Annotated in this window: 26 protein-coding genes; 5 read left to right on the top strand and 21 right to left on the bottom strand. The window is 42.2% G+C overall.

Going from position 1 to position 23,638, the window contains the following annotated elements:
- Nucleotide 1: 1 nt before the first annotated feature.
- On the top strand, nucleotides 2-1,669 hold the full coding sequence (rnjA, locus tag QSJ37_RS06410) for a ribonuclease J1 (protein ID WP_285754391.1): 1,668 nt from the start codon (nucleotides 2-4) through the stop codon (nucleotides 1,667-1,669).
- A gap of 90 nt (nucleotides 1,670-1,759) precedes the next feature.
- Here the strand turns inward: rnjA and QSJ37_RS06415 are convergent, their stop codons facing one another.
- From QSJ37_RS06415 to fadH, 10 genes are all read right to left on the bottom strand, one after another.
- Entirely contained in the window at nucleotides 1,760-2,218 is a 459-nt protein-coding gene (locus tag QSJ37_RS06415; protein ID WP_285754392.1) for a TlpA family protein disulfide reductase, read from the bottom strand.
- Between the two features lie 63 nt (nucleotides 2,219-2,281).
- The gene (locus QSJ37_RS06420; RefSeq protein WP_285754393.1) at nucleotides 2,282-2,830 is read right to left on the bottom strand and encodes a peroxiredoxin; all 549 of its coding nucleotides are present in this window, start codon (nucleotides 2,828-2,830) and stop codon (nucleotides 2,282-2,284) included.
- Between the two features lie 304 nt (nucleotides 2,831-3,134).
- Nucleotides 3,135-3,377, bottom strand: a complete 243-nt coding sequence (locus tag QSJ37_RS06425) for a YkuS family protein (protein WP_285754394.1) — start codon at nucleotides 3,375-3,377, stop codon at nucleotides 3,135-3,137.
- 59 nt (nucleotides 3,378-3,436) lie between these two features.
- On the bottom strand, nucleotides 3,437-4,567 hold the full coding sequence (locus tag QSJ37_RS06430; protein ID WP_285754395.1) for an N-acetyldiaminopimelate deacetylase: 1,131 nt from the start codon (nucleotides 4,565-4,567) through the stop codon (nucleotides 3,437-3,439).
- 65 nt (nucleotides 4,568-4,632) lie between these two features.
- Nucleotides 4,633-5,343 (bottom strand): 2,3,4,5-tetrahydropyridine-2,6-dicarboxylate N-acetyltransferase, encoded by a 711-nt coding sequence (dapD, locus tag QSJ37_RS06435; RefSeq protein ID WP_285754396.1) that lies wholly within the window; start codon nucleotides 5,341-5,343, stop codon nucleotides 4,633-4,635.
- Nucleotides 5,344-5,721: 378 nt separating this feature from the next.
- A complete protein-coding gene (gene cbpB, locus QSJ37_RS06440; RefSeq protein ID WP_015863285.1) occupies nucleotides 5,722-6,186 on the bottom strand; it encodes a cyclic-di-AMP-binding protein CbpB in 465 nt (154 codons plus the stop codon).
- Nucleotides 6,187-6,295: 109 nt separating this feature from the next.
- Nucleotides 6,296-6,502, bottom strand: a complete 207-nt coding sequence (gene abbA / locus QSJ37_RS06445) for an antirepressor AbbA (RefSeq protein WP_285754397.1) — start codon at nucleotides 6,500-6,502, stop codon at nucleotides 6,296-6,298.
- A gap of 221 nt (nucleotides 6,503-6,723) precedes the next feature.
- Nucleotides 6,724-6,957, bottom strand: a complete 234-nt coding sequence (locus tag QSJ37_RS06450) for a hypothetical protein (protein ID WP_285754398.1) — start codon at nucleotides 6,955-6,957, stop codon at nucleotides 6,724-6,726.
- 53 nt (nucleotides 6,958-7,010) lie between these two features.
- Nucleotides 7,011-8,231: an EAL domain-containing protein gene (locus QSJ37_RS06455; RefSeq protein ID WP_285754399.1), complete on the bottom strand. Its 1,221-nt coding sequence runs from the start codon at nucleotides 8,229-8,231 to the stop codon at nucleotides 7,011-7,013.
- Between the two features lie 314 nt (nucleotides 8,232-8,545).
- A complete protein-coding gene (fadH, locus tag QSJ37_RS06460) occupies nucleotides 8,546-9,310 on the bottom strand; it encodes a 2,4-dienoyl-CoA reductase (protein ID WP_285754400.1) in 765 nt (254 codons plus the stop codon).
- A 147-nt stretch (nucleotides 9,311-9,457) separates the two neighbouring features.
- On the opposite strand from fadH, the gene QSJ37_RS06465 reads away from it, so the two are divergent.
- Both QSJ37_RS06465 and QSJ37_RS06470 read left to right on the top strand, forming a co-directional pair.
- Nucleotides 9,458-10,339, top strand: coding sequence for a metallophosphoesterase (locus QSJ37_RS06465; RefSeq protein ID WP_285754401.1), 882 nt, complete (start codon nucleotides 9,458-9,460; stop codon nucleotides 10,337-10,339).
- A gap of 136 nt (nucleotides 10,340-10,475) precedes the next feature.
- The gene (locus QSJ37_RS06470; protein WP_015863279.1) at nucleotides 10,476-10,910 is read left to right on the top strand and encodes a YkyB family protein; all 435 of its coding nucleotides are present in this window, start codon (nucleotides 10,476-10,478) and stop codon (nucleotides 10,908-10,910) included.
- A gap of 166 nt (nucleotides 10,911-11,076) precedes the next feature.
- Here the strand turns inward: QSJ37_RS06470 and QSJ37_RS06475 are convergent, their stop codons facing one another.
- From QSJ37_RS06475 to corA, 4 genes are all read right to left on the bottom strand, one after another.
- Nucleotides 11,077-11,982, bottom strand: a complete 906-nt coding sequence (locus QSJ37_RS06475; protein ID WP_015863278.1) for a chemotaxis protein — start codon at nucleotides 11,980-11,982, stop codon at nucleotides 11,077-11,079.
- A gap of 136 nt (nucleotides 11,983-12,118) precedes the next feature.
- The gene (locus tag QSJ37_RS06480) at nucleotides 12,119-12,769 is read right to left on the bottom strand and encodes a glycoside hydrolase domain-containing protein (protein ID WP_285754402.1); all 651 of its coding nucleotides are present in this window, start codon (nucleotides 12,767-12,769) and stop codon (nucleotides 12,119-12,121) included.
- 79 nt (nucleotides 12,770-12,848) lie between these two features.
- Complete coding sequence (locus QSJ37_RS06485; protein WP_285754403.1) at nucleotides 12,849-13,403, bottom strand: TIGR00725 family protein; 555 nt, start codon at nucleotides 13,401-13,403, stop codon at nucleotides 12,849-12,851.
- Nucleotides 13,404-13,471: 68 nt separating this feature from the next.
- Complete coding sequence (gene corA, locus QSJ37_RS06490) at nucleotides 13,472-14,449, bottom strand: magnesium/cobalt transporter CorA (protein WP_285754404.1); 978 nt, start codon at nucleotides 14,447-14,449, stop codon at nucleotides 13,472-13,474.
- 208 nt (nucleotides 14,450-14,657) lie between these two features.
- On the opposite strand from corA, the gene QSJ37_RS06495 reads away from it, so the two are divergent.
- Nucleotides 14,658-14,885, top strand: a complete 228-nt coding sequence (locus QSJ37_RS06495; RefSeq protein WP_285754405.1) for an IDEAL domain-containing protein — start codon at nucleotides 14,658-14,660, stop codon at nucleotides 14,883-14,885.
- 186 nt (nucleotides 14,886-15,071) lie between these two features.
- Nucleotides 15,072-16,220 (top strand): aminotransferase A, encoded by a 1,149-nt coding sequence (locus QSJ37_RS06500; RefSeq protein ID WP_285754406.1) that lies wholly within the window; start codon nucleotides 15,072-15,074, stop codon nucleotides 16,218-16,220.
- 36 nt (nucleotides 16,221-16,256) lie between these two features.
- On the opposite strand, the gene QSJ37_RS06505 is transcribed toward QSJ37_RS06500, so the two are convergent.
- The 7 genes from QSJ37_RS06505 to QSJ37_RS06535 form a co-directional block, all read right to left on the bottom strand.
- Nucleotides 16,257-17,231: a quinone oxidoreductase family protein gene (locus QSJ37_RS06505; protein WP_285754407.1), complete on the bottom strand. Its 975-nt coding sequence runs from the start codon at nucleotides 17,229-17,231 to the stop codon at nucleotides 16,257-16,259.
- A 27-nt stretch (nucleotides 17,232-17,258) separates the two neighbouring features.
- Nucleotides 17,259-18,017 (bottom strand): 2-phosphosulfolactate phosphatase, encoded by a 759-nt coding sequence (locus QSJ37_RS06510; RefSeq protein ID WP_285754408.1) that lies wholly within the window; start codon nucleotides 18,015-18,017, stop codon nucleotides 17,259-17,261.
- A gap of 9 nt (nucleotides 18,018-18,026) precedes the next feature.
- On the bottom strand, nucleotides 18,027-19,082 hold the full coding sequence (locus QSJ37_RS06515; protein WP_285754409.1) for a phosphotransferase family protein: 1,056 nt from the start codon (nucleotides 19,080-19,082) through the stop codon (nucleotides 18,027-18,029).
- Between the two features lie 113 nt (nucleotides 19,083-19,195).
- Entirely contained in the window at nucleotides 19,196-19,762 is a 567-nt protein-coding gene (locus QSJ37_RS06520; protein ID WP_483313582.1) for a TetR/AcrR family transcriptional regulator, read from the bottom strand.
- A gap of 112 nt (nucleotides 19,763-19,874) precedes the next feature.
- On the bottom strand, nucleotides 19,875-21,494 hold the full coding sequence (locus QSJ37_RS06525; protein WP_285754410.1) for a long-chain-fatty-acid--CoA ligase: 1,620 nt from the start codon (nucleotides 21,492-21,494) through the stop codon (nucleotides 19,875-19,877).
- Nucleotides 21,495-21,512: 18 nt separating this feature from the next.
- The gene (locus tag QSJ37_RS06530; RefSeq protein ID WP_285754411.1) at nucleotides 21,513-22,292 is read right to left on the bottom strand and encodes an SDR family oxidoreductase; all 780 of its coding nucleotides are present in this window, start codon (nucleotides 22,290-22,292) and stop codon (nucleotides 21,513-21,515) included.
- A 17-nt stretch (nucleotides 22,293-22,309) separates the two neighbouring features.
- Nucleotides 22,310-23,515: an acyl-CoA dehydrogenase gene (locus tag QSJ37_RS06535; RefSeq protein WP_285754412.1), complete on the bottom strand. Its 1,206-nt coding sequence runs from the start codon at nucleotides 23,513-23,515 to the stop codon at nucleotides 22,310-22,312.
- Nucleotides 23,516-23,638: the final 123 nt, after the last annotated feature.

The following is a 23,638-nucleotide window of genomic DNA, read 5'->3' on the forward strand; positions in this document are numbered from 1 at the left end:
TATGAAATTTTTAAGTGATCATCAGGTTGGCGTATTTGCTCTCGGCGGATTAGGTGAAATCGGGAAAAATACATACGGCGTACAATTTCAAGATGAAATTATTGTTATCGATGCAGGAATTAAATTTCCTGAAGATGAGCTGCTCGGAATTGATTATGTCATTCCCGATTACACGTATTTAGTAAAAAACGCAGAGAAAGTAAAAGGATTATTTATTACTCACGGGCACGAGGATCATATTGGCGGAATTCCATACTTGCTAAAGCAAGTGAATATTCCAATCTACGGCGGAAAATTAGCGTTAGGGTTAATCCGCAACAAGCTTGAGGAGCATGGACTTCTCCGACAAGCAAAACTTATTGAAATTCGCGAAGACGATGTCATTCGCTTTCAAAAAACAGCGGTGACATTTTTCCGAACAACTCACAGCATTCCTGACAGTTATGGAGTTGTTGTCAAAACACCTGTAGGGCAAATTGTTCATACAGGGGACTTTAAGTTCGACTTTACACCGGTCGGTGAGCCTGCAAACTTAACCAAAATGGCGGAAATCGGCAAAAAAGGGGTCCTTTGTCTACTTTCCGACAGCACGAATAGTGAAATTCCACACTTCACCATGTCAGAACGCCGCGTTGGGGAAAGCATACATGATATTTTCCGGAAAGTGCAAGGACGGATTATTTTTGCGACATTTGCCTCCAACATTCATCGGCTGCAGCAAGTAACGGAAGCAGCCGTGATGAACAACCGAAAAATTGCTGTATTCGGAAGAAGCATGGAGGCGGCGATTGAAATCGGACAAGAGCTCGGCTACATTAAATGTCCTAAAGATACTTTTGTGGATGCAAACGAAATTAACCGCCTTCCTGCCAATCGCGTGACAATTTTATGTACCGGCAGCCAAGGCGAACCAATGGCAGCATTATCGCGCATCGCCAATGGCACCCATCGGCAAATTCAAATTATTCCTGGTGATACGGTCGTATTTTCTTCTTCCCCAATTCCGGGCAATACGGTAAGTGTAAATCGAACGATTAATATGCTTTATCGCGCTGGCGCCGAAGTCATTCATGGTCCGCTAAACGATATTCACACATCTGGACACGGCGGACAAGAAGAACAAAAATTAATGATTCGCTTGATGAAACCGAAATATTTCATGCCGATTCACGGAGAATACCGCATGCAAAAAATGCATGCAAAGCTAGCGATCGATTGTGGAGTGCCAGAAGAAAATTGCTTTATCATGGATAATGGTGAAGTGCTTGGACTAAGTGAAAAGGACGCTCGCATTGTTGGCAAAATTCCGTCCGGTTCTGTTTATATTGATGGCAGCGGCGTCGGCGACATCGGCAACATCGTCTTGCGTGACCGCCGCATTTTGTCAGAAGAAGGTCTTGTCATCGTTGTTGTAAGCATTAATATGAAAGATTTTAAAATCGCGGCTGGTCCAGATATTATTTCGCGTGGATTTGTCTACATGCGTGAATCTAGTGATTTAATCAACGATGCACAAGCGCTCATTACGAAACACCTTGAAAAAGTGCTCGAGCGCAAAACCAATCAATGGTCGGAAATTAAAAATGAAATTTCGGATACACTTGCTCCGTTCTTATACGAAAAAACAAAACGAAGACCGATGATTTTGCCAATCATTATGGAAATATAATTAAAACAGCTGTTCCCTTATTCCGGAACAGCTGTTTTAATGCAATAAAAAAAGGAACGAAATCACCATGCTTTCGTTCCTCTTTCTCCATTATTGTTGTGCTTTTTCGTTTTCTTCTAATACACGGTTCACACGCTTTTCTAACATTTTCATGCCGCTTCCGCCAGCTTGGAAATGGCGAAGTTTTCCTTCGGCATCAAATACATAATAAGCTGGAACATATTGATTTTCAAATGCATCTGTAATTTTATGTTCGTTATCGACTAAAATTGGTTGCGTAATGCCGTGTTCTTCCGCTACTTTTTTGACAAGTTCTATGTCTAAATCATTTTCCGAACGCGGCATATGAACCGAAACAACATTGAGTTTATCTTTATAGCGATCACGGAACTCGTTCACTTGTGGCATCGCTTCTTTGCAAAGATGGCAACTTACGGACCAAAAATGAATTAATGTCGGTTTTTCCCCAATCAATTGGTCTCTTGTCACTTCACCATTTAGCGTCGCAGTAGCTCCCGTTAATTCCGGCATTGGTTCACGTAGTTTCATATTCATCCCTCCATTGTTAAAGAAAGGTCTAACGTCAAGTTAGACCTTTCTAATTTATCTCCATTACACTTCTAATGTTTTTTGGCCTGGTTTCCAGTTTGCTGGGCAAAGACCGCCAGTTTGTAAAGCTTGAAGCACACGTAATACTTCGTCTACGTCGCGGCCAATGTTGTTGTGATGAACAACTGCGTATTTTAATTCACCTTCTGGGTCAATGATGAACAGACCGCGAAGCGCAACACCTTCTTCTTCAATAAGAACGCCGTAGTCGCGAGAAACTTGATGAGTAGGGTCTGCAGCTAATGGATATTTAATTTCACCGATGCCGTTTTCTTCGCGAGGAACTTTCATCCAAGCTTTATGAGAATATACAGAGTCTGTTGATACACCGATCACAACAGCATCTAGATCTTCAAATTCATCATAGCGGTCAGAAATTGCTGTAATTTCTGTTGGGCATACGAATGTGAAATCCATTGGATAGAAGAAAAGAACTGTCCATTTTCCATTTTTCATGTTTTCTTCAAGGCTGACACGACCAAAATCACCGTTTGGTAATACCGCTTGGAGTTCAAAACGAGGTGCTTGTTTTCCTACCATACGTTCTGCCATATGTATCCCTCCATTTTATTTTTTTCGTTGTTACAACGTAACATGCTGACAATAATAATTATAATGATATTATTATTTTAGTCAATATTAAATGATAATTAATTTAAAAAGAAAGTTATTTTTTATTACCTGGTACATCCAAACTTGGCATGCTATGACATATTTTGTCTAAACAACCTTATTGCTTTCAATTTTAAGTATATTATTAGTTGCTATAAAATAAAAATCATTTGCTCGAACCAGTTGCTATCTTTTCATTCTCATCGATAAAAACGGGCTGTTGGTACGGACAGCCCGTCAGCCATTAGCGTAATTTTTCTTCAACCTTTTGACAAATTTCTTCTGCAGTTAGACCGCTCGCTTCGATCACAGAACCAGCTGTAACCGTATTTTGAATGCCCATGACATTAGCATCTTGGCCAGTAATTACGCAGCAATCACAGCCCTTTGCATCATTTTCCCCTCGAAGCGGGATGACTTCGTATCCTTTCGCTTTTAATGCTTCTTGTACGTTTGTTAACGAATGTTCTACACCAATTTTCGCCATAGCAATCCACCTCCTCATACACATAATGTGCCTTAAGGAAGGTGGAACTATACAATAAATTAATTGTTTCCTTTCCACGTAATGTACGATATTAAAAACGAAATCCCCTGATCAATTGCCGCTTCGTTTGGCGCCAACTTCGCATGATGCAACCCGTAGGGAGAATCAACGCCAAGCCAAAACATAAATCCTGGGATTTCTGCAAGCATATACCCAAAGTCTTCTCCGGTCATCGCTTCTTTGCAGCGAATGAATCGAATCCCCTGATAACTTTCGGCAAACTGTATAAATTCCGTCGTTAACTCCGGATCATTATAAACTTGATGGTACATGGAACCGTAGTCAATTTCCGCCTCGCATTGATACGCTATTTTTATTCCACTGACCATCGCTTCAATCCGCTCTTTCACTTTTTTCATCGAATCCACCGACAATGTGCGAATCGTTCCTTCCAAGCGCGCATGCTCTGCAATCACATTTTGTACTGTACCGCCGGAAATTTTTCCAATTGTAATAACAGCACTGTCAAGCGGGTCGACATTGCGCGCAACGATAGACTGAAGCTGCGTAACAAGCGAGCAGGCAGCAACAACCATATCGTTCGCCAAGTGCGGAAATGCGGCATGCCCGCCTTTTCCTTTCAAATCAATAAACAATTCCGACGTATTGGCAAACAGCAATCCTTCTTTCGTCGCAATCGTGCCAACTGGATATTCCGGGGCGATATGTAAAGCAAGTATCATATCCGGCTTCCATACTTTCATAATCTCACTTTTAAGCATTGGTTTCGCACCGCCTGGCCCTTCCTCTGCCGGCTGGAAAATAAATAGTAAGTCGTCTTGGATAGGATGCTCGGCAAAATGCGTAAGCAGCCCAAGCGCGATGCTCATATGCACATCGTGCCCGCACGCATGCATGTTTCCCTCATGCTCCGAGCTGTATGGCAATCCCGTTTCCTCTTTAATCGGCAGGCCGTCGATATCGGTGCGGTAGCCGATCATCTTTCGAGGCGCTGTTCCTTTTACTTTTACAAAAATCCCGGTTTTCCACGTTTGGATTTCCAGCCGTTCTTGCGGCAACGTATGAATGTAACGCAATAAATATTGCTGCGTCTTAAATTCTTGGAACCCTAACTCGGGAATTTTATGCAAATCGCGGCGAATCGCCACAAACGGACTGATTGATGACATGTTCTATCTCCTCCATTGAAAAAAGAGCTGGCCCAAAGATGGGACAGCTTTCGTGTTTGGCTATTTTATAACTGACGAAGTTCTTGTTTAATTTCTGTTTTTGCTCTTGTTTTTTCATCAATTTGCTTAATCACGCGCGCCGGCACACCAGCAACAACCGTATATGGCGGCACATCTTCCACGACAATAGCGCCAGCGGCCACGACCGCACCTTTGCCAACCGTGACGCCTTCTAAAATAACGGCGTTTGCGCCAATCACTACATCGTCTTCAACGATCACTGGTTTAGCAGAAGGCGGCTCAATCACACCTGCTAAAACAGCGCCAGCACCAACATGGCAATTCTTTCCTACCGTTGCGCGGCCGCCGAGCACCGCGTTCATATCAATCATCGTTCCTTCACCGATGACGGCGCCGATGTTAATGACAGCTCCCATCATAATGACCGCATTATCGCCAATTTCGACTTGATCGCGAATAATGGCGCCCGGCTCAATGCGCGCTTTTACTCCCTTTAAGTCAAGAAGCGGAATCGCAGAATTGCGGCGATCATTTTCAATGACATAGTCGTCAATTTTTTCTTTATTGGCTTCCAACGCCGCTTGAATTTCTTGCCATTCCCCAAAAACAACACCAGTATTTCCAGTAATAAACGTTTTCGCGCTTGGACCAAAATCGATTCCTTCAAGGTTTCCCTTTATGTATACTTTAACAGGTGTTGACTTTTTGCTGTTTTGAATAAAAGAAATAATTTCATTCGCATCCATCATTTTCATGACATCATCCTCCTTTTGTGCTCTTATTTTCTTACTTTAGCAAAACAAAGATGATGGTGACAAGCATAAATTCATAAAATGAAATCTTGCAGCACTTTTTATATAAATGCAACTTGATATTTGGTTCTTTGCGCTTTTTATCAAGAGATTTTTCGACTGACGAAGGCAAGTCAATGACTTGCCTTCGTCACGCATAAGTGCAGTCGAAAAAATGGATCACAAGAAGTAGAATTTTCAAGTTTAACTTATTTATATAGAGGGCTTGTATTTGCGGAAGCTGCCAGCTTTACGAGCTTATAGCAAGAGCCGCGCAAAAAAATAAAGCGAAAGCAACTGCTAATTTATTGCATGCCATTACGGTCCTTCTTCTTGCGCAGCTTATTTTTCATATGATTTATGGTAATCATTAAGTTGCCGCAGCTGTTTATTTAATCGCTTTAATACTTCTCGTCTTGTAAAAATTCCTTCAAAATACCCATCTTTATTTTCAACGCAAACAAACGGGTGATTCACAATAACTTCAATTCCTTTCAAAACATCATCATCCAATAAAAGGCGAGGAATATCTTTATTCATCACTTCCTCCACTTTCATCGTTTCCAACCGTTCAAATTCAATGCGCTCCAACCCTAAAATCGCGTCCATAATCATTGTCATACTAATTAATCCATGAAGTTTATATGAGGTATCCAATACAGGAATAGCGGAATAACCGGTTTTCGTCAATACTAATAATGCATGGTCTAAATAGTTTCCGAGTTGAACGTGCGCTACTTTATCCGAAGGGATCAGAAATTGCGCAACTGTCATATGTGCCAACCCATTGTTCCCCAAACTTGTCATACCTATTTCCGCCTTTCTCTTTTTAGCGTTTTCCCTTCTTCAGTTTATCATATTTTAATGTAGTCTTCTTACTTAAAAAATAACTATCGCTTATTTTGAAGCGATAGTACTACGTAAAGTCATATGTTTCTTGAAGAAGCCGATCGTATAAACGTAAAAGTTGTTGATACCGTTTTTCGTCTACTTGCTTTTCTCCATTTTCTATATCAGCAAGTTCACAGCTAACAAGATCCAATGCGTATTGTTGCGCAAACAAAACATCTAGAAGCAATATTTGCTCTTCATGCGATAATGTTTGAAGTAATTGCTTTCCCACTTTTTATTCCCCCTTTGGAAGCTCAATTAAATATATATTCATTAAACACGTAAAAAAGTCTTATTTCTCAAATCTTTATATCACCGGCATATAACCATATAACAACGAAGCGCGCTTTGATTTTGACCATTCGTTTTTTGCTTGCTGCTTGCGTAAAACCAATCAGCTGGCATCATCAGCATAAAAAAAGAGCACGCCCCAATAGGACTGCTCATTTTGTCTCACCAATAACGTAATGCCAAATAAAAAATAGCAATCGCAGCTAATAAGCCGGCCGAAATATACGCCAAAAAAACTGGGTTGCGCAAAAATATATTTTCTTGCACCTTCCCGGGGATAGGAGCATCTAATTCCTCCTGCCATTTTTGTTGTCGACCGAGGCGAAATGTGTATACGCCCCCAATAACAGCAATGAAAATTGCAATGATGGATAATACAAACGTCAACTGTGCCATTGTTTCTTCACCTCATGCTTACTTTGCCACGAGGGAAAGAATTTTATACCATTCTAATAATGAGCATCATGTTCAAATAAATAACTATATGATAAGTCGATAAATAAATAGTGCTGATCGTCAATTGGATACGAATACGTACGAATCGTTTCCCCTGTTTCGATATCTGCATATAAATCAGAAAGAATTCCGCGTTTACGTGAACGCATCCGAATAATATTCTCTAAAAAGTATGGCCGCCAACTCCAGTTTTTCATGTAATATTGCGGCTGCAATTCCCAGCGGTCATTGCGCTTAAACATATTCGCCGACTTTTGAAACCCGTCTTCATCACAAACATAAATGCGGAAACAAACATCGTTTAGCTCATTAGCTAGAAGCGAAATAAGTTCATCAAAATTAGATACTTTCTTATTATATTTTGCCAAAAGTGTTGCCAATCGTTTCTGAAACTGTTCTGAAATGCGATAGAGCGTTTCTAATTTTTTCTTTTCTTGCTGAATAAAATGATGACATTCTTGACGCAGACGCTCTTTCAACATATCACGCGGCACTAGCTCGGCAGATGGTTTCGCCAAATAATACCCTTGGTAATAACGCCCTCCGTTTCGCCACGCATATTGCAATTGAAACGACGTTTCAATATCTTCATATAAAAGCGTTGCTCCAATTTTACGAGCGAGCAGAGAAATGGAATAAATCACATCTTGATACGCTTGATACATGGAAGTTGTCCGCAATTGCTGCAAATCAATTTTCAAAATATCAGGTGACAATAACCCGATTCTCTCTAAGTTACTGCTATGTTCACCTATATTGTCTACCGCAATTTTAATTCCATAAGTACGAATATATGTTAATAAATGACTTAATTGCTGTAAATCTCCCTTAAAATGGTGTTCATTAATTTCTAGCACAACGCGCTCTAACGACAATCCTCTTGTTTCATATTGAAGAAGAAGCTGCAAAAATGACTCAGCACGGTCAAGCATTAATAAATTTACATCACGATTTAAAAAAATAAGCAGTGTATAGTCATCGAGGGACAGAAAATAATCAAGTGCTTTTTTTGTTACCAATTCATCCACTTCTAAGCGGAACTCTTCCGGTATTGTTTCATCGCGAAAAAATGGACCGAGACTAACAACTCCCGTTTCCGATTGGTATCTTCCTAGCACTTCATATCCAATCACACAATGTTCATCTGCGCTAAAAATCGCTTGATAGTACGGAAAAACATTTTGTAAATTCGCCATTACATCTAATGCATCCATCCTGCTCACCTCTTTTATACACACACCATCTTTGTCATATTATATCATACGTGCTCCTTCGATATCTTTTTTTAACATTTTTCTCCCCCCCTCGAAATGAAGCAAAGAAGAAGAATTGGGAGTTTTTTTATAAAAATGATAAAAAACTCCGCCTTAAATGGAATGTAGGTGATAGAGGTTCATATTGAAAAACTTCCATGATAGATAGGTTTTTCATCGGTTTGGAAAAATGGCGTCGAATGAAATGACACCGATCTGATAAAAACATGAGCGGTTTCCTAACGTTAGGAAACCGCTCATACATATTACGTCTTTTAAAATGGATGCTGGTTGAGCCATTGTCCGCCATCCATTGTAATACATTCCCCATTAATGTAAGCGGCATCATCAGAAAGAAGAAATGCGGCAAGGGCAGCAATTTCTTCCGGTGTGCCGAGACGTCCTAATGGAACACTTTCAATGGTTCTTCTTTCCGCTTCTTCTGATTGCCAAAGCCGCTCCGCCCCTCCTGTCCGCTCAATCGGCCCAGGCGCAATCGCATTGACGCGGAATCCGTATTTGCACCCCCATTCTACCGCAAGCGTTCTCGTCATCGCCAACACTCCCGCTTTCGCACACGCGGAATGGATAACACCTGCACCAGCTCTCCAAGCATATGTAGCGACTATATTGATAATGGAACCTTTTTGACCGTTGTTAATCCAATAATTTCCGACCTCACGGCTACAGTAAAATGTACCGTTTAATACGATATTAATCACACTATTCCAACCATTAATTGATAGCTTCTCCGCCGGACAAATAAAATTGCCAGCAGCATTGTTAATGAGTGCATCAATTTTGCCAAATTCCGCATCCGTGCGTTTTACCATTTCAGCGACTAATTCGGGATCACGTACATCCATTTGAATCGGAAGAACTTTTCCATTTGGAGATTCGATTTCTTTTTTCGCTTCTTCTAATGCTTCGAGCCGTCTTCCTGTAATAACGACATTCGCACCTTCTGCCACAAACCGTTTTGCCATATATTTTCCCATCCCGCTCGAACCACCAGTAATAATGATTACTTTTCCGTTCATACTTCTCCCCCTTTGTAAAAATGACTGATTACTCATTCATTCCTATCTTACTATAAATATACGAAATTTTCTAACATTATTTTTGCCCTATTGTCCTCTTTTTATTTTTTCCATTATAATAAAGCTATTGTGAAAGGACGGCACATTATGAAACGGATGAATCGGCGAACATTTTTAAAAAAATTGATGATCACCGGCATTGGGGGAATTTTGGCAACGTCATTCAGTTATGGTTACGCTCGTTTTATTGAACCAGCACAATTAACCGTTACCCATCATATTATTTCTCACCCGCTTATTCCGAAAGAGTTTACTGGAACGAAACTTTTGCAGTTTAGCGACGTTCATTTAGGCCATTATTACGGGTTAAATCGCTTTCGTTATACAATCGAAAAAATTAACGAATTGCAGCCAGATATCGTGTTGTTTACAGGAGATTTATTGGATGAGCCAAACAAATACCCACACATTGATGCAGTTGCCAACGAGCTTTCTCGCATTCGCGCTCCGCTTGGAAAATTTAGTATTTACGGAAACCACGATCACGGCGGGTATGGAACAGATATATACCGCCATATTATGGAAAAGTCGGGATTTCAAATGCTTGTCAATGAACATGTTCTCATTAAGCGACAAAACGAAAGTTTCATCGCCATTGCCGGCGTAGATGATATGATGCTCGGTAAACCAAATTTTTCTGAAATGGTAAAATCCATTCCTGATTCGACTTATACCATCGCGTTGCTGCATGAACCGGATGGTGCCATGCAAATGAGCCGCCATCCAGTTCATCTACAGCTATCAGGACATAGTCATGGCGGGCAAGTCCAGCTTCCTTTCATCGGACCGCTTATCACTCCGCCGCTTTCAGAAACATATTATGAAGGATTTTATCAAATTCATCATTTAACACTATATGTAAATCGTGGACTTGGAACAACAAGAATACCACTCCGATTTCTTTCACCGCCCGAATTGACTGTCTTTACTTTGCAACACCAAGCATTAGAAAAACAGGACGGTTTATAAAGAAAGCCGCCAAAAATGGTTATGCGGCTTATTCCAACCGTCCCTTCTATCATAAAAAAGCAAGCAAAAAAAGCTGTTTTGCAAACATATGTTCATGTTGTATAATTAAACTAAATAATGAAAAGGAGACATGCTAATGGAACCGTTAGAACCGACAATAGATAACATAGCAAAAGCGATTTTTACAGTAAACCGTCACGCAAAAACTGCGTTAAACCCATCTTTCCTATACCTTCTTAAGAAAAAAGCAATTGAAAAATTACTGCAAGAAGGAAAAGCGAAAAAAGTTGGCTTACACTTTTCTCGCAATCCGAAATATAGCCAGCAGCAGTCTGATGTACTTGTCGCTGTCGGCGATTATTATTTTCATATCCCTCCAACAAAAGAAGACTTCGCAACCCTTCCGCATCTTGGAGCACTTAATGACTCTTACCGCAATCCTGCAACGAGAATGCCGTTGTCCAAAGCTAAAGCACTGTTACAAACATATACAGGCATCAAACCAATCCCACCAAAACAAAAAAAATCGTATCAAAAACCAGTATTTAAACGCCTTGGAGAAAGCTATTGATGGAACCCCTCCCACCTTTACATCTTAGAGGTGGGAGCTGTGTCCATCTCCATCAAAGAGGCTTCTGCGCATTGAATTGCCTGTTTATTATTTCAGAGACTTTTTAAAACGATCATGCACGATAATCCACTTAATGTATAAATGAAAAATTCCTTGTCTCATTGATTCATAAGATATGTGCATCAATCATGTTGACCAGTTCACCAATTTCTGGTTTACTTACTTGCGCTGTTGCTCCAACTTTCTCTCCTTTGTGACGAAGATCATCGGTAATAAGAGAAGAAAAAATAATGACAGGAAGTTTCTTTAACTTATCGTCTTCGCGAATACGCTTTGTTAAATGATGTCCATCCATTTGTGGCATTTCAATATCTGTAATAACAAGCTGCACTTCATCCGCAATATCTTTTCCTGTATCAGCAATCGATTGTAAATAGTGAAGAGCATCCTCCCCATTTTCGAAAAACTCCACCGATACGTATCCTGCCTCTGCTAACGTATCTTGCAGCAATTTCCTTAATAATGGTGAATCTTCTGCCACGATGATCTTTTTCTGTGAACGTTCTCGGTTCCCTAAATTTTTTATTTTCTGTGTGTTTATTCCTAAGTCTGGGTTAATGTCAGCAATAATTTTTTCAAAGTCCAACAGCAAAATCATTTGCCCCTCTAATTTCACCACACCAATAATTTGGGCTTCTAGCCCTTGATACATTTGCGACGGTTTTTCAATCTGCTTCCACGAAATCCGATGGATACGTGTCACATCGTGTACATGGAAAACGACTTTTAGCTGGTTAAACTCAGCGACAATAAATTTATCGTGCTCAGGGTTTTCGGAAGGTGGAAAATGAAGCACTTTTGCTAAATCGACAACCGGAAGCACCTCTCCGCGCAATTCAATAATCCCTTCAATATGCGGATGAGAGTGCGGAATTTTTGTGATTGGGGCAGGCTTAACAATTTCGCGTACTTTCATGACATTGATGGCAAAACGATTAGTTGCAATCAAAAACTCCACTATTTCTAGTTCGTTCGTACCACTTTCCAATAAAACACTTGATCTTTCTTCCATTTGTCGCTACGTCCTTCCTATTTAATATGGTCTATATTTCATTATATTGTTGAATGCATAAAGAACCAATATTTTTTATATTTGTTTTGCAATTTATAAAAAATGGTTGCAGCTTTTTTACTGCAACCTTAAAACTTTAATATAAAAAATCAAGCAATCTGCGATCGGCTAAATTCGTATCAACCGGAAATGATGCTGCATCACGGCCGTACTGCCAAACCCAAACGTTCGCTTTACAATTCGGGGCTGCCGGCTGATATTTCGGCGCTTTTTGTTCTTTTGTCGTCCCTGGTCTTGGCGCCGAACTCCAAATGATGGTTTGTACAGCGACTTGATTATTTGCCTGGATCGCCTCACAATAAGCACTAGCAAAATCGCCTTTTGTCGGGTCAGCATACACCCCTGGACGATAACCTGTCGGATGCATCGTCTCCACCCATGCTACAATCCATGATGCATCGACCGGAAAAAAATCTTCGATGTTTGCAAATAATACTTTATTTGTTGGAATGCCAAGACGCCGCGCATGGAATACTGCATTGCGTGCCGCCACTTGTCCGTTTGCATATCCTACAGCCTCACGAAACGCATTATAAACAGGCATCACTTTAATCCCGTAATTTCTTAAAAGTGTAATTTCCTCTTTGGTTAAACCGTCGGAAACATTCGGAACATTGGTTAAATACCGCCCCCAAAATTTTGGGTAGCCAAGTTCATTTTTCACACCTTGAAACAACTTTTCCGTTACTGCTTGCGCAGAATCGACACCCCAAACACCTTTTGCCATCAGCTTCCCCCTTTCCATAATGTTCTCTCTGCCATATATATGAAGCTTACTGCCTGTTTCATACAATCGTTCACATCGATTAATCGCCTATTCGTCCTGTATTTCTTGTTATATCGATCGGCGCCTCGATTCGTTGAAAAGCAAGTTCTACCGCTTCCTTGGCCGAATGGCAGAACGCGATTTCCACCGTACGCCGTTCATCTAAATAGCCGCCTTCATAAGCAACTTCTTTTATTTTCGTTGCCCAACCGCCAGTCGTTTCGATAATAATAACCGGCTTTTTATTCATATATGCCGCGGATAACTCGCCCAATGTTCCGTTTCCGCCACGAATCATAATCAGCGCATCAGAAGAATGAACAAGAATAAGGCTTCGGAAATCAAAATGAAGACCTGTTGTAATGGGGATATCGATATAATCATTTGCAACATCAATACGATCTCCAGCTAAGATGCCAATAACAATTCCTCCCGCTTCTTTCGCTCCTTTCGATGCCGCTTCCATCACACCGCTTCCCCCGCCTGTTAATAAAACGGCATTTCGCTTCGCAATTTCCGCCCCTACTTCCTCCGCAACATGTCGTACCTCATCGGGGATTTCTCCTGACTGCCCAATGACAGCAATTCGCTTCATTTTATCTCTCCTTCGCATAGTCCTTAATTCCATTTATACACACTGTAAGATTCAATCAAACGTTTCCGTCATTCCTTATCTTTATAATTATTTTTAAGAAATCGGAACCAACCGTTCCGTTTAAACCAAAAAAACATCAAAATCGTAATGACCGCCATCACCCCAAGAACCATAAAATAACCGTACTTCCAATGCAATTCCGGCATATTATCAAAGTTCATTCCATAAATACCGGCAATGAACGTTAATGGCATAAAAATCGTCGTAATTACTGTTAATGTCATCATAATCGTATTCATCTGGTTCGAGGTAAGCGACAAATAACTATCACGTATATCAGACGTAATTTCGCGATTTGTTTCAATCATTTCCACCAGTTTCAGCAGATGATCGTAAATATCGTGAAAATATAATTGGCGCTCCTTCATACGCTGAAAACGGTCGGAATGAATAATTCGGTATAGCAAATCGCGCATCGGTACAATCGTTCTTCTTAGCTTCGATAAGTCACTGCGAATATCAAATACTTTTTCGATAATGTCTTGAATCTCCTCATTGTTTGTGTTTTCCTCTAATTCATTCAATACATCTTCAATATGATAAATCGGAGGAAAATAATCATCGACAAGCTTGTCTATAATACGGTACATCACATGAAAAGGTCCTTGCTGGAAATCTTCATCGTTTTTGATTCGTGTCCATACTTCATTCACAGCATGAATTGATTGCTTATGAAAAGAAACGACAAAATTTTGCCCGACAAATAAATCGACTTCCTCCGCTTCGAGCGAATTTCCATCAATGGCATGCAAAACAACAAATAAATACCGATCATAAAAATCAAGCTTTGGGCGTTGTACATATTCTAAACAGTCTTCAATCGCAAGAGGGTGGAAGTGGAAAAAATCAGCCAACAACTTTGCTTCATTCTCAGTCGGTTCATGAAAATCAACCCAATACCATGAAACATCTGGACTATTTACATATGAAAGCGGAACATCATAGATAACCTCAAATTCTTTTGTAATGACACATGTCCGAATCATGCGAATCACCTTACGATCTATAATCTACTTTCCTCTACATATGATAACCGAAAATAGGCTTCATCCCAACAAAAAAGGGATATGCATGGTGTAGAAAATATTAAGGAATATTTATGAAAATTTTAAAAATTTCTTTACTTTTTGATCAAAAACAAGGATAATATAAAAAAGGGAACTTATTTGTTCCCAAGTAGGGGAGGAATCACATATGTACGAAAAACAATATCCTCACGAAGGTGCTATTTTACCTAGCCAAATGGAAGAAAAAAATAATTATGGTCCGCTCGCGGAAAAAATATTACAACAAGCAATATTCCAGTTTCAAAAACAAAAATTGATGGAAAAGATTGACGAAGCACTTATGACGAGAAATAAGCCACTCTTTTTAGAACTTTCCGTACAATATAATGAACTTCTAAAAAAACACGGTGCTTAAAAGGAGAGAAAAATGTTCGAGTGTGAAACGCCCGAGTCATATGGTCAAATAATAAGGTGAGCCGCTTCTTCCAAAATTTATCAAAGAAAAAATGGAGGCGGCTCACTTTTATTTTCCCCATTCTCATCCAATCGTTAAACATGATAAAATGTGGTCAAACGATGATAACGGAAGGATGAGCAATTGGTGGAACACCTTATACATTCACGTGTAAAAAATATTGAAATATCCGGTATTCGTAAATTTTTTAACATGGTTGCCAACCGTCCCGATTTGATTTCATTAACGATTGGGCAGCCGGATTTTCCCACTCCTGAACATATAAAAGAAGCAGGAAAAGAGGCAATTACAGATAATTTTACAACGTATACACATAACGCTGGTTTTCTTGAACTGCGCCAAGCTGCATGTGATTTTATTCTTGAAAAATACGGGTTATATTACGATTCTGACGAAGTAATTGTCACCGTTGGAGCAAGCCAAGCGCTTGACATTACATTTCGCACCATTTTAGAAGAAGAGACAGAAGTAATTTTGCCAGGTCCTGTTTATCCAGGATACGAACCGCTGATCCGATTATGCGGAGCAAAACCGGTATATATCGATACACGGTCGAACGGATTTCGTCTATCTGCTGAATTAATTGCTCCTTACTTAAATGAACGGACTCGTTGTATCGTACTCCCATACCCTTCGAATCCTACCGGGGTCACTCTGTCCGAACAAGAACTTCAGAAAATCGCCGAGCTAGTAAAGGGGCGGCCAATTTGGATTGTCTCAGACGAAATTTATAGCGAACTCGTTTATAATGGCGAACACCATTCGATCGCAAAATGGTTGCGCGAACAAACAATCATTATTAATGGATTGAGCAAATCCCACTCGATGACAGGATGGCGGATCGGATTCGTATTCGCTCCATCCTTCGTTACAAAACATATGATCAAAGTACACCAATACAGCGTCTCATGCACATCATCTGTGTCTCAAAAAGCTGCGCTTGCCGCCTTAACAGCAGGAAAAAATGACGCGGAAACGATGCGCTCCCAATACAAAGAACGAATGGAATATGCTTACCATCGTCTAATCAAAATGGGACTGGAAGTGGAAAAACCGAGCGGTGCCTTTTATTTATTTCCATCTATCTCCGCTTTCGGTCAATCGTCTTTCGATTTTGCGCTTGATGTTGTGAATAAAGCTGGTGTCGCGCTCGTTCCTGGCAGCGCCTTTTCCGAATATGGGGAAGGATATGTACGCCTTTCTTACGCTTATTCACTAGATACCCTTAAGGAAGGGCTAGATCGTCTAGAACGATATCTCAAAGAAAAACAGTGAGTACTTGTTGACCGTACTCACTGTTTTCTTCTTTCCCTATGGAACAAGGATGAGCTTTCCATGCGTTTTTCGTGATTGAAGAAGACGATGTACTTCAGCCGCTTGCTCGAGCGGATAAACACCGCCAATCGCCAATATCAGTTTTCCTGTTTGAACATAGGTCAATAATTCTTGCAAACTTTGTTGATACAACTCTGATTTTCTCATTATTTGCGGCAAAAAGAAGCCGATGACAGATAAATTTTTTCCCATCAGACGCGCTGGATTCATGCGTGTAAATTGACCGCTCGCCACACCATAAACGACAAGCCGTCCAAATGGAGCTAAACAATCGAGCGTCTGGTGAAAAATATCTCCTCCTGCCATCTCTAACGCCACATCTACTCCTTTTCCGTTCGTATATTCAAGAACCTCGTCCTTCCATCCTTCTTTGGTATAATCAATTGCTGCATCCGCTCCAAGCTGTTTAGCAAGTGCTCTTTTCTCTTCGGTGCTAGCCGTAGCGATAATGTTTCCAGCATGAAAAATTTTCGCAAGCTGAACAGCGAGCGTTCCAACTCCCCCTGCCGCAGCATGAATCAATACCGTCTCTCCTTCTTCTAAGCGGCCCATCGTTTTTAAAATATGGTAAGCGCTTAATCCTTGAACAGGAAGAGCAACTGCCTGCTGAAAATCAAGTTCATCGGGAATAGGAATCACTCCGCGCTCATCTACGTTGACATATTCAGCATACCCACCTGATTCGATTAACGCAACGACACGCTGCCCGATATGAACAGAGGTAACATCTTCACCGACTTCGCTCACGACTCCAGCCACTTCCGCTCCTGGTATAAACGGAAGCGGAGTCGGAACGACATAATGCCCTTCCCGACGAGCGGTGTCCGCATAGTTTACTCCAATCGCTTCCACTTTTATAAGCACGCGACGTCCGGTTGGAACCGGGCGTTCCATCTCAACTATTTCCAGCACTTCCGGATCTCCATATTTCGTAAATTGGACAACTTTCATCCCTCATTCCCCTTCCGTTAATATTCATTATGAGCGCCTCGCTGCATCGTGAATTTCTCCTCCCGATGCCGTTTTTTGAAAAAATGGAATAACAGAGAGCACTCCTTGCTGATTAATATAATCGATGTCTGATTCAAGGCCATGGGCTATCATCCATCGTCCGACCCGTGAAGAGGCAAGCACTGTTTTCCCCGCGTTTTCCGTCTTGTATTTTTCGTAAAAGAGCCACGCCGCCATGGCGCTATCGGACAAGTCGCGGGTAGAAACGCCGCATTGAAGCAGGCAAGAGATAAAATAACCAACGCCATAAAAATCTTCTAAACAAAATCTTCCTGATGAACCGGAGCAGATAGCGACAATCGTTTCCGATGCATGCCGCCGGCAAATATGCTCGCTAAGCGCCGGTCCGTTCAGCAAGCTACCGACGTAAAGATGATTGGCGTGCATCGCCTTGCGGATCGCAACTGTTCCATTTGTCGTTGATAAAATAATCGTTTTACCTAGACAGAACGTTTTTAAAAAAAGTGGAGCTGGGTGGTGAAATCCGTCAATAATTCTTCCTTCATATTCGCCAACTAGTTCATAACTGCCCTTCGGAAGCAAGTTCGCCTGTTCTTTCGCTTCCTGTGCGCTTCGCACCGGAATGACGGAAGCTGCCCCGAACGAAAGTGCGGCGGTAATCGTGGAAGTAGCGAGCAAAATATCGAACACAACCGCCACTTTCCCATTCTCTAAAGCTGTTTCATCAATATCTTCTTTGCGAAAGACGACATGTACTTTTGCCATGGATTCACCTCAGCGCATTGCTAGCTGCCATGCATGTTGGATGAGTGACTGAACAAACTTTCCAAAATTATGGAAGCGTTCGTCATTCGTCTGTCCGCGGCGGTAGCGATAATAAATCTGCTGGGCGATGACAGCGAGTTTAAAATAAGCAAACGTTAAATAAAAGTGCATATTCGAAATATCCCGTCCACTTTTTTCTGCGTATGCCCGAATAAATTCCTCGCGCGTATAAAAGCCAGGATAAACGGTAACCGGCGTTCTGCCGAATCCATTTTTCAACTGCGGCGGATCATCCTTTTCAATCCAGTAGCTCATCGCCACAGCCAGATCGGCAAGCGGATCGCCGACGGTGGACATTTCCCAGTCAAACAAGCCGGCCATTTGCGTGACATCATCCTCGGCAAACAGCGCGTTGTTTAATTTATAATCATAGTGAATAATCGTCGCTTCAATGTTTTCCGGAACGTGGCTCACAAGCCATTTCGTCAGCGCTTCTACTTCTTTAATCTCATCCGTTTTCGCCCGCTCATAGCGCTGAATCCAGCCGTGGACTTGCCGCTCCATAAACCTTTTAGGCTTTACCATCTTGACAAGACGCGTTTTTGTATAATCAAGCTGATGTACTTGTACGAGCGTATCCACCATCGTTTCTGAGATTTTCCGACATAATTCTTCTGTCGGGGCAATGTGCGCTGGAAACTCCGTATCTAGCACAATGCCATGGCGGCGCTCCATCACAAAAAATGGACTGCCAATAATCGATTCATCCTCGCAAAATAATAACGGTTTCGGCGCCAGCGGGAAAATCGGATGAATTTCCGTCAGCCATGTGCTTTCTCGCTTCATATCATGCGCCTTCGGCGGAACGGGGCCAAACGGCGGCCGCCGCAAAACAGCTTCCCACTCTCCGCATGACAGCAAATACGTTAAATTGGAGCGTCCTGCCGAAAACTGTTTCACTTGCAGCGTGCCCTCCGGAAAACCCGGCAATGTTTTTCTTAAAAAATCGGTCAATTTTTCAACAGGCAGTTCTTCTCCTTTACGTACAGGAATGATCGCCGTCATGGCAATTTCTCCTTTCCATTACGAGTGTTTGGCATATTCATCCTTTTTTTACTGACTGGTTAGTATGTTTCAAAAAAGCTACTTGGCATGCAAACACCAAGCAGCCGCACTCTTTACTTTTTCTCCATTCCTTCCAGTAAAATCGAAACCATATTTTTCGCCACTTCGAAATCGCTCAATTTTCCATCCTGCTGAAACCATTGGTAGCTCCAGTTTGCCGCTCCTAAAACGGTCAGCGCTGCAATGGAAGGCGGCAAATCGTCACGGAACTCGCCGTTTCTCATCCCTTCTTCTATTAACGATTGCAGATTGTAACGAAACAAATCCCGCTTTTCTACAATTTTCTTTAAATGATCTTCATTTAAATGTTTCATTTCCCGAAAAAAAATACGTGCCTGTCTTCCTTGTTTTTCAATGTTATGAATAAGCATATAGACGATTTCAAACACTTTTTCCTTTATTGTTTTTGTAGAATCCTCTATAATTCTCTTTTGATTTTCAAGCAGTGCTTCAATATAGCGAAGATGGATATCCATTAATAATTCTTCTTTGCTTTTAAAATAGTAGTAAAATGTTCCTTTTGTCACACCGAGCATATCCACAATATCTTGAATGGAAGTTTCGCTAAATCCTTTTTGTTCAAATAGCGTAATGCTTGCCGCCATAATTTTTTCCTTCACGCTCTTCCACCTTTCCTGTCATGTTTATTCCTGCCATTATCATAAAACGGTCAAGCCGATATGACAACAAACAACATGACTTGACCGTTTTTGGAAGAGCGCACTTCTTTCTTTATTTTGAACGGAGCGCCTCTTCGCGAAGAGCGCGGCGCAAAATTTTGCCGACGTTTGTTTTTGGCAATTCGGCGCGAAACTCGACAATGTGAGGCACTTTGTAGGCGGATAAATTTTTGCGGCAATGCGCGATAATTTCTTCTTCTGTTGCTTCTTTTCCATCTTTTAATACGATGATCGCTTTTACCGTTTCACCGCGGTACTCATCTGGCACGCCGATCGCCACCGCTTCTTTTACTGCCGGATGTTCGTAAAGCACCTCTTCAATTTCACGCGGATAAATATTGTAACCGCCGGCAATAATCATATCTTTTTTCCGGTCGACGATTGTTACATATCCTTCTTCATCAACCGTTGCCAAGTCACCCGTATATAGCCATCCATCCCGCAATGCCACCGCCGTTTCTTCCGGCATGTTCCAATATCCTTTCATCACTTGCGGTCCGCGAATAATGAGTTCGCCTACTTCCCTTGGTTTTAACTCTTCTGTTCCGGTGGCAACATCGACAATTTTGTACTCCGTCATTGGCATGCCGATGCCGACCGTTCCCGGTTTTCTTTCCGCAAATGGTGGATTGCAGTGCGTTACCGGCGATGCTTCCGACAAACCGTATCCCTCTAACACGACAGCGCCGGTTTTCTCTTCAAATTCCCGCATCAGCTCGAGCGGCATCGGCGCGCTGCCGCTGTTGCACGTTCTAATGCTGTTAATGCCGTATTGCTCCACCCCTGGCGTATTCGTAATTGCAACATACATTGTCGGCACTCCAGGGAACACAGTCGGCTGCTTCTCTTTAATCGTCTCTAACACTTCCTTCAGTTCAAAGCGAGGCAATAAAATGTTGTTGGCGCCGACATAAATCGCCATATTCATTCCCGATGTCATTGCAAACACGTGGAAAAGCGGAATGACAGTTAAATAACGTTCCTTTCCTACCTCATACGTTCCTTTGAAAAATTCAGCACATTGCATGACATTTGCCAAAATGTTTCGGTGAGTTAACATCGCACCTTTGGAACGTCCTGTTGTTCCTCCTGTATATTGCAGAACGGCAACATCGTGCTCCGGCTCGATCGACACCGGCTGTACGTTTCCGCTTCCTTGAGCAAGAAACTGTTCAAATGTCACATCGTTCACATCTAGGGAGCTAGAGGATGGCGGCTGGAAGCTGACGACGATGGCCCGCTTGATTGGCGTATCTTTGCGCACCGCCTGCAGCCGTGGGTAAAGGGCATCATAAATCACGATCGTTTCCGCTCCTGAATCGGTCAGCAAGTGGATTAACTCGCGCTCCACAAGCATCGGATTTACTTGCGTCACAATCGCGCCGATTCGTAAAATCGCATAGTAAGCGATCACATACTGCGGGCAGTTTGGCAGCATAATGGCAACGCGGTCACCTTTTTGGATGCCTTGCTGCTGCAAGTTCGAGGCAAATTTATTCACCGCATGGACAAGCTCGCCGTACGTAATCACTTTATTATAAAAAGTCAATGCTGGATTGTCGCGATATTGCCTGGCTCGCTCTTGCAAAATATCACATAATGTGATGTTGGGAATATTAAACTGAAACGATACATGCTCTGGATATAATGCCGCCGCTTTCTTTTCATTCATTTTCCCATTCCTCCTTTTTTAAGATCCTGAGGCGTGGCTTCCGCCATCGACAACGATTAACGATCCTGTCACAAAATCGGAGGCCGGAGACGCTAAAAATAATACCGCTCCTTTTAAATCATCTTCCCCGCCAAATCGTCCTAACGGCGTATTTTGCAGCACTTTCTGCCCGACTTGCTCAAGGACGGCTTTTGACATTTTCGTTGGGAAAAACCCCGGTGCGATTGCATTGACATGAATTCCGTATCTTCCCCATTTTACGGCCAAATCTTTCGTAAACGTAATGACAGCCCCTTTGCTTGTGTTATAACCAATGGTATTTAATATTTCCGGATTCGTTCCGCCAAGCCCTGCGACAGAAGCAATATTGATGATTTTGCCGCTCCGCTGTTTGATCATTACTTTGCCGGCCGCCTGGCTCATGAGAAACGTTCCGGTCACATTGACGTTGATGACTTTTTGCCATGCCTCAAGCGGCATTTCTTCTACCGGCGCCCCCCACGTCGCGCCGCTGTTATTGACTAAAATGTCAATTTGCCCAAATTCATCGACCGTCGCTTGCACGACGCGCTGTACATCCTCTGGGTTCGTGACATCACATTTTAATGCAAGCGCTTTTACGCCAAGCTGTTCTAGCTTTTCTTTCACTTGTTCGCATGCTTCCAATTTTCTCGAACATACAACGACGTTTGCTCCTGCTTCCGCCAAGCCGATGGCGATCTGTTCGCCAAGCCCGCGCCCTCCCCCGGTAACGATCGCCGTTTTTCCAGATATTTTAAACAAATCTAGTACATGCATGCTATTTCTCTCCTTTTTTATTGATATTGTCGCAATTCCAATTTGGCGATTTGCTCTTTATGCACTTCATCCGGCCCGTCGGCAAGGCGCAATGTGCGCGCATTCGCCCATTGAGCGGCAAGCGGGAAGTCATCGCTGACTCCAGCGGCGCCAAATGCCTGGATGGCCCGGTCAATCACTTTTAAGGCAACGTTTGGGGCGACGACCTTAATCATGGCAATTTCTTTCCTCGCTTCTTTATTGCCGACGGTATCCATCATGTATGCCGCTTTCAATGTAAGCAGCCGTGCTTGTTCAATTTCGATCCGTGACTGGGCAATCCAATCGCGAATGACGCCTTGTTCTGCGATCGGTTTGCCAAACGTGACTCGCTTTTGCACGCGCTGGCACATCAACTCAAGCGCCCGCTCGGCCGCTCCGATCAGCCGCATGCAATGATGAATTCTCCCCGGGCCAAGGCGTCCTTGGGCAATGGCAAATCCTTTTCCTTCTCCCCAAATAATGTTTTCTTTCGGGACGCGGACATGGTCATACGTAATTTCTGCATGGCCGTGTGGGGCATGGTCATAGCCAAACACCGGAAGCATCCGCTCAATTTTTACTCCTGGCGTGTCGAGCGGAACAATAATCATCGACTGCTGTTCGTGTTTTGGGGCATCCGGGTTCGTTTTTCCCATGACAATCGCGACTTTGCAGCGCGGATCGCCAGCGCCTGACGACCACCATTTCCGTCCAGTAATAACATATTCGTCGCCGTCGCGGACAATGCTTGCAGAAATGTTCGTCGCATCACTGGAGGCAACATCTGGCTCTGTCATGGAAAAACAGGAACGGATTTCCCCGTTTAATAACGGAATCAGCCATTTTTGCTTCTGTTCTTCTGTGCCGTAGCGGACGAGCACTTCCATATTTCCTGTGTCAGGAGCGCTGCAATTAAATACTTCCGGCGCAATCAACGAGCGCCCCATGATCTCGCAAAGCGGCGCATACTCCAAGTTCGTCAGCCCTGCCCCGTATTCGCTGTCCGGCAAAAATAAATTCCAAAGTCCTTCTTTTTTCGCCTTCGCCTTTAATTCCTCCATAATCGATGGAACAGACCATCTCGATTCTTGTGCGTTTAGTTGTTCCTTATACACCTTTTCATTTGGATAAATGTAATCTTCCATGAAAGCGCTTAACTTTTTAATCAGCTCTTTGACTTTTGGTGAATACGAAAAATCCATTGTTTCCCATCCCTTCTATACTAACCGGTTAGTATGTAATCTTATCTTTACTATACCCCTATTTATAAAAATATTCAATATTTTTAGATAAATAACAAAAAAGACATCATCTATAAAGATGAT

The organism is Parageobacillus sp. G301, from assembly GCF_030268025.1.
Taxonomy (GTDB): domain Bacteria; phylum Bacillota; class Bacilli; order Bacillales; family Anoxybacillaceae; genus Parageobacillus_B; species Parageobacillus_B toebii.